The organism is Marinobacter sp. OP 3.4 (assembly GCF_036224885.1).
GTDB lineage: Bacteria > Pseudomonadota > Gammaproteobacteria > Pseudomonadales > Oleiphilaceae > Marinobacter.
Genome location: NZ_JAVVLT010000062.1, coordinates 49,222 through 55,606, shown reverse-complemented (window position 1 = coordinate 55,606; position 6,385 = coordinate 49,222). Strand labels below are relative to the sequence as shown.

8 protein-coding genes are annotated in these 6,385 nt (G+C 60.8%); 3 read left to right on the top strand and 5 right to left on the bottom strand.

Features of this window, described 5'->3' with window-relative positions:
- Window positions 1–110 precede the first annotated feature (110 nt).
- Entirely contained in the window at window positions 111–365 is a 255-nt protein-coding gene (locus RO069_RS11765; protein WP_328187718.1) for a YheV family putative zinc ribbon protein, read from the bottom strand.
- 11 nt (window positions 366–376) lie between these two features.
- Entirely contained in the window at window positions 377–2,428 is a 2,052-nt protein-coding gene (prlC, locus tag RO069_RS11760) for an oligopeptidase A (protein WP_328187716.1), read from the bottom strand.
- 365 nt (window positions 2,429–2,793) lie between these two features.
- Between prlC and RO069_RS11755 the strand changes: the two genes are divergently transcribed.
- From RO069_RS11755 to RO069_RS11745, 3 genes are all read left to right on the top strand, one after another.
- Complete coding sequence (locus RO069_RS11755) at window positions 2,794–3,330, top strand: gamma carbonic anhydrase family protein (RefSeq protein ID WP_328187714.1); 537 nt, start codon at window positions 2,794–2,796, stop codon at window positions 3,328–3,330.
- A 78-nt stretch (window positions 3,331–3,408) separates the two neighbouring features.
- The gene (locus RO069_RS11750; RefSeq protein ID WP_328187712.1) at window positions 3,409–3,777 is read left to right on the top strand and encodes a hypothetical protein; all 369 of its coding nucleotides are present in this window, start codon (window positions 3,409–3,411) and stop codon (window positions 3,775–3,777) included.
- Complete coding sequence (locus tag RO069_RS11745; protein WP_328187711.1) at window positions 3,774–4,232, top strand: Hsp20/alpha crystallin family protein; 459 nt, start codon at window positions 3,774–3,776, stop codon at window positions 4,230–4,232. The genes RO069_RS11750 and RO069_RS11745 overlap by 4 nt, the downstream gene beginning before the upstream one ends.
- Before the next feature lie 55 nt (window positions 4,233–4,287).
- On the opposite strand, the gene RO069_RS11740 is transcribed toward RO069_RS11745, so the two are convergent.
- The 3 genes from RO069_RS11740 to RO069_RS11730 all read right to left on the bottom strand — a co-directional run bounded on the left by RO069_RS11740 (window position 4,288) and on the right by RO069_RS11730 (window position 6,360).
- Window positions 4,288–4,602, bottom strand: a complete 315-nt coding sequence (locus RO069_RS11740; RefSeq protein WP_328187709.1) for a PA4642 family protein — start codon at window positions 4,600–4,602, stop codon at window positions 4,288–4,290.
- 141 nt (window positions 4,603–4,743) lie between these two features.
- A complete protein-coding gene (gene tssL / locus RO069_RS11735; protein ID WP_328187707.1) occupies window positions 4,744–5,583 on the bottom strand; it encodes a type VI secretion system protein TssL, long form in 840 nt (279 codons plus the stop codon).
- Window positions 5,584–5,586: 3 nt separating this feature from the next.
- Complete coding sequence (locus RO069_RS11730) at window positions 5,587–6,360, bottom strand: MotA/TolQ/ExbB proton channel family protein (RefSeq protein WP_328187706.1); 774 nt, start codon at window positions 6,358–6,360, stop codon at window positions 5,587–5,589.
- Between the last annotated feature and the right edge of the window lie 25 nt (window positions 6,361–6,385).

Below are 6,385 nucleotides of genomic sequence, written 5' to 3'. Positions count from 1 at the left end.
GGTTCCGAAACAGTCAGAAAAACAACCGTTTTTCGTTTCGGAACCCCCACCCGGACCCTTGAAGCCCCCAGAACCCGCAGGCTACCCAGGGAACAACCTGAACCGGAAAATCAGTCCTCAGAGCGGGACTTGAAAAACACCACCTGCTTGACGGTGTGATCCTCTTCATTGTCACGCGTGTTCACCCGGGTCTCCAACTCCGGATTGCCGGAGGGGCCTTCGCCCCCCTGGCTGTCGGTGAATCCACAGGACACACACTCACGGTGCTGCACACCGTCATCATCGGTAAACATCATCAGCCGGTCCATGGCCGCGCACCGAGGGCAAATGGCCCCGGCGATAAAACGTTTCGGTGTACGGGCCATTGTCTGACTCCTCAGGCTGCGTGTTCCTGGTCTGTGATGCCGGACTGACGGAGCAGGGCATCCACATCCGGTTCACGACCCCGGAAGGCCTTGAACAGTTCCGCGGGCTCCCGGGAACCGCCCATTTCCAGGATATTTTCCCGGAAGGAACGGCCAGTTTCCGGATCGAAGATGCCGTTCTCCTCGAACAGCGAGAAGGCATCCGCCGCCAGCACTTCCGCCCACTTGTAGCTGTAGTAGCCCGCCGCGTAACCCCCGGCAAAGATGTGGGAGAAAGCGTTGGGGAAGCGGTTGAACTCGGGGCTCTCTATCACCGCGATGTCCTTACGGACTTCCCGGTGCATGTCCAGCGGGTTGGTGGGGGCTTCCTCGGTGAATTCCGAGTGCAGGCGGAAATCGAACAGGGAGAACTCCAACTGACGGACCATCTGCATGCCGGCCTGGAAGTTCTTGGCCGCCAGCATCTTGTCCAGCAGGTCCTGGGGCAGTGGCTCGCCGGTCTCGTGGTGGCTCGCGATCAGGGCCAGGGATTCCGGGTTCCAGCACCAGTTCTCCAGGAACTGGCTGGGCAACTCCACCGCATCCCAGGCCACACCGTTGATGCCGGAGACATCCGCCACGTCCACCTGGGTCAGCATGTGGTGCAGGCCATGGCCGAACTCGTGGAACAGGGTGGTGACCTCGTCGTGGGTCAGCAGCGAGGGCTTGCCTTCCACCGGCGGCGTGAAGTTGCAGGTGAGGAAGGCCACCGGCAGTTGCAGGGTGCCCCGCAGGTTCTTCCACCGTACCCGGCAATCGGCCATCCAGGCGCCGCCACGTTTGCCCTGGCGGGCGAAGGGGTCCAGGTAGAACCAGGCGATTTCCTGGCCGTCACGGGAGATGCGGTAGGCGGTGGCGTCCTTGTGCCAGGTTTCCACTTCCGGACGCTGCTCGATCTGCACGCCGAACAGTTTCTCGGTGACCTGGAACATGCCGGCAATCACCCGCTCCGCCGGGAACCAGGGGCGCAGGGTTTCCGGGGAGATGTCGTAGCGCTTCTGGCGCAGTTTCTCGCTGTAGTAGCCGATATCCCAGGCCTGCAGGTCCTCAACGCCATATTCCTCTTTGGCAAAGCTCTTCAGCTCGGTCACTTCCTGCTCCGCCACCGGCTTGGACTTGGCCGCCAGCTTGTTCAGGAAGTCCATCACCTCGTCCACGCTGGAGGCCATCTTGGTGGCCAGGGAGCGCTCAGCGTAGTTGTTGAAACCCAGCAGCTTGGACTGGGCATGACGGCGCTTGAGGATCTCCGCCATGATCGGGGTGTTGTCCCACTTGCCACCGTCGGGGCCCACATCGGAGGCCCGGGTGACGAAGGCTTCGTAGACTTCCCGGCGCAGCTCGCGGTTGTCGCAGTAGGTCATGACCGGGAAGAAGCTGGGGAAGTCGAGGGTGATGACAAAGCCATCCAGTTCTTTCAGTTTGGCGGCCTGACGGGCGCCATCCAGGGCAGACTCGGGCACCCCGGACAGTTCGCTCTCGTCGGTGATGTGTTTGTACCAGTGCTGGGTGGCGTCCAGCACGTTGTCGCTGAAACGGCTGGTCAGGTCCGACAATTCCCGGGACAGGTTGGCGAAGGTTTTCTTCTTGTCCTCGGGCAGGTCGACGCCCCCCAGGTGGAAGTCCCGCAGGGTGTTGTTGACCATCTTGCGCTGGGCTTCACTGAGGTCCTGGAAGTCCGCGCGTTCGGCCACTCTTTTGAAGGCGGCGCAGAGTTGCTCGTTCTGGCTGATTTCGGTGCCATACTCGGTGAGCTTTTCCAGGCAGCGCTTGTGGACGGCGCGGATGTCTTCGTTATTCATCACGCCATTGAGGTGCGAGATCACCGAGAAGGCGTTGTTGAGACGGTCGTCCAGGGACTGCATGGGCTGGACCAGGGTTTCCCAGCTGGGATCGTCCTGGGCCGCCAGATCCTGGATCTGCACCCGGTTGTCGCTGAGGATCTGGTCAATGGCGGGCTCCATGTGTTCGGTACGGATGTGATCGAACTTGGGGAGCAGGTCGTCGGTGAGCAGTGGGTTGTTCATTTGGCCTCTTCTCAGCTTTCGAATTTGGGTATTGGTTGGCCCGTAGCCTGTTGGTTCGGGGGCGGGCCAGGTATGGGGGATTGTTTTCTCCGCCGCAATTCAGGGGCCATCCCTGGCGCCCGCCTTGCTCCGCGCTCAGTCCGGCCAACCATCATAGATGGCTGGCGTTCGCCTGCGCATGAAGCTTCGCTTCATAAACGCTGGTCTCACCCATGGCGCTGCTGCGAAAACAATCCCCCATACCTGTCCTGTCAGCCTTTTGAATATCGCTGATGCCAAACCGGCAAACGGGTCAACCGATGATATTCACCGGATTATCTGTGAAGATAACGGTATGCAAATCTCTTGGCTAATAGGTGTATGTAATGGCGAACATACGTTCTCACAAGGGCTACACCCCAAAATTCGGTGAACGGGCCTGGGTGGATGAGTCGGCGGTGGTGATCGGCGACGTGGAAATGGGCGACGACTGCTCGGTCTGGCCCATGACCGTAGTGAGGGGCGACATGCACCGGATCCGCATTGGCGACCGGTGCAGCATCCAGGACGGCACAGTCATCCACATTACCCATGCCTCCGACTACAACCCCGGCGGCTGGCCCACCACCCTGGGCGACGACGTCACCGTCGGCCACAAGGCCCTGATCCACGGTGCAACGGTCGGCAGCCGTGTGCTGGTGGGCATGGGGGCGATCATCATGGACGGGGCCGTGGTCGAGGATGAAGTCATCATCGCCGCGGGCTGTCTGGTGCCGCCGGGCAAGACCCTGGAGTCCGGCCATCTCTATGTCGGCTCGCCATGCAAGAAATCGCGGGCACTGACCGATAACGAGAAGACGTTTTTCAAATATACAGCCGCCAACTACGTCAAACTGAAAGACGACTATCTGGCTGACCAGTAACACTCTGGTTTCCGTCGGGAGACAGCGCCCTGCGGGCGCTCCCCCTCTCCCTGGCCCTCTCCCTCCAGGGGAGAGGGAATGTCCATCATCAAACTATTTGGTTTTGCCCTGCGCTTTCCCGGCTGTCTGACGGGTATGGTGGTCGGGGGTGTTTACGTAGCAGCGACAGGATGTCGCGGAGCAAGGTCGGTCCAGGGATGGACCGTGAATTGCGGCGGAGAAAACACCCCCGACCACCATACCCTGCCCCCGAACCTCAACCAACCTGACCCAGATCAAATTTCAACCACCAACCCTCTTGAAAAACCCCAATCCGCTCCTAAATTCGATAACAGCAGAAGTTCACGGATAACACCATCCGGCTGGCGCCACCGTGATGGAGCTGTTCCGAGACTGAAGCTGAATCAAGACACCGTATTCAGGTTCACAGGAGGAGTTTCATTATGAGCAACCTTACCCGTTGGAATCCGGTCAGCGAATTTGAAGACCTGATCAACCGTTACAACCGCTACTTTGGTTTGCCCACCGCCAGTACCGGCGAGCGCGAAGGCAAGGACCTGTTCCGTCGCAGCGACTGGGCCCCGGCGGTCGATATCAAAGAGACGAAGGAAGCCTTCGTAATTGATGCCGAACTGCCGGGCATGAAGAAGGAAGACGTGAAAGTCACCGTCCACGATGGTGTGCTCACTATCCAGGGTGAGCGCAGGAAAGAAGAGGAAACCAGCGACGACAGGCAGCACCGTGTGGAACGGGTCTATGGCAGCTTCCTGCGCCGCTTCACCCTGCCGGACAATGTGGACGCAGGCAGTATCAGGGCCGAGTTCAAGGATGGCATCCTGTCACTGACCCTGACCAAGGTGGAACCGGCCGAACCCAAGGCCATCGAGGTGGAAGTCCACTGATCGGTCCACCTCGCCTGCCACCTCCTTCGTGGCGCTCGGCGGCTGGGCTGGCGTGTTACGCCAGTTCAGCCGCTTTTTTTGCGCCGGCGGCTTTCAGGGCATCGGCATAGGCAGTCATGCGCTTGTGACGGGAAACGTGATCAAGGATGGTCTCGCCCTGGCTGTCCTTTGCGTTCAGATCCCGGCCCGCTTCCACGAAGAATCCGATAAAGCGCTCGAAATCCTCGGCGCGCATGGCTTCGTAGGCGGTGATCAGGACATAGTGATCCGGGTTGAGCCGGGCATCATAGGGACTGATCAGCAGGAAGCTCTTGACCCGCTCGTCGCTCCATTCCTCTCCGATGACTTTCGGTTTTTCAGGTCCGCTCATGATCTCTCTCGTTATAAAGCTGCCAGGAAAATAGGGCCAAACAGTATAACGACCCTCCGGCCCCCTGACCTAGATGAATTATCTATTAGGATATAGGAGTCGGCGCGATTTCCACCGCTCAGACTCCTGGTGCCCCGCATATCAGGGCAGCACCTCGACCGGCAGGTCTTCGGTGGGAGCCGAATCCTGACAGTCCGGGTCGCGGATGGCAATCTCCACCCGACGGTTGAGGGCGCGGTTCTCCGGGGTGGTGTTCGGCACCAGGGGCTGGGTTTCCGCGCGTCCGGCGGCAATCACCCGCTCCGCCGGAATCTGGCGGTTCATCACCAGCTCATGAACCACGGACACCGCCCGGGCCGCCGATAGATCCCAGTTGGAGCGGAACCGGCTGCTGGTAATGGGCACGTTGTCGGTATAGCCCGCCACGATGATGTCGCCGGTACACTGGGACAACACCTCCACCACCCGGTCGATGATCGGCAGCATCTGTGGCTTGATCTCCGCCTCACCGGAATTGAAGGTCGCCTGCTCCGAGAACCGGATCACCACCTGTTGCGGATCGTAGTTGACGCTCAGGGACTCATTGGCCACCTGGTCCTCCAGTTCCGCAATCAGGCGGGAGGACAGATCCACGATACCCTCGGGCACCTGCGTCACGTCCGGTGCCGCACCACGGTCATCGATAAATTGCGCCTCCTCCTGGGGAGAGTCCGGCGGTTCCGGCAGCGATACCGTATCCGATTCGATCATGGTCAGTGGCGAGCCGCCGATATCCTCCGCCACCACATTGGCGCTACCGAAGGCCACGGCCATGGACTGGGCCATGGCCTTGTACTTGTTCAGGTCCATCTCGGCAAACGACAGCAGCAGGATAAAGAAGGTGAGCAGCAGGGTTGCCAGATCCGCGAAGGTGACAATCCAGGAGGGTGCCCCACCCTTGCGGCGGACTCGGGTATGGCGGGTCAGAACCGGAGATGCCAACGGTCAGGCCTCCTGGCCCGCTTCCGGCGACTGGCGCTGATCCGGGCTGACGAAGGACGACAGGATCTCGGAGATCACCCGGGGGTTCTGGCCCCGCAGGATGTTCTGGATACTGGTGACAATCAGCACCTGGTTGCGGCGCTCGTCCTCCGCCTTCAACTGCAGCTTGTCCGCCAGGGGCAGCGCAATCAACTGGGCCAGAAAGGCGCCGTAGAGGGTGGTCAGCAGGGCGATGGCCATGGCCGGTCCGATGGAACCGGGGTCATCCAGGGTATTGAGCATCTGCACCAGCCCCACCAGGGTGCCCAGCATACCGATGGCGGGGGCCGACTCGCCGATGCCCCGGAAGACCCGCTCGGCCACCTCGTAGCGCTCGCTCATCTGCTGGATGTCCTGGGCCAGGGTTTCCTCCACCATTTCCGGTGGATGGCCGTCCACGCACAGGTTGATGGCCTTGCGCAGGAAGTCGTTATCGGTTTCGTGGCTCTCCAGCCCCAGGATGCCATCCTTGCGAACCACCCGGGCCAGTTCGCTGACCTCGCGGATCAGGTCGCTCGGGCGGTCCAGGCGGTCGGTGAAGGCGGTTTTCAGGGCCAGCTTGACGGAACTGGTCACCGTGGCCATGCGGAATCGCACCAGGGTGACCGCCAGGGTGCCACCCAGCACGATTGCCAGGCCGGGAAGGTTGAGAAAGGTCAGTACGGTGGCATTGGCCAGCATGGCAATGATGACAATGGCCACCCCTGCCACCAGCCCGACCAGGGTAAGAATATCCATGCTACGCCTTTTGTTGACGACTACT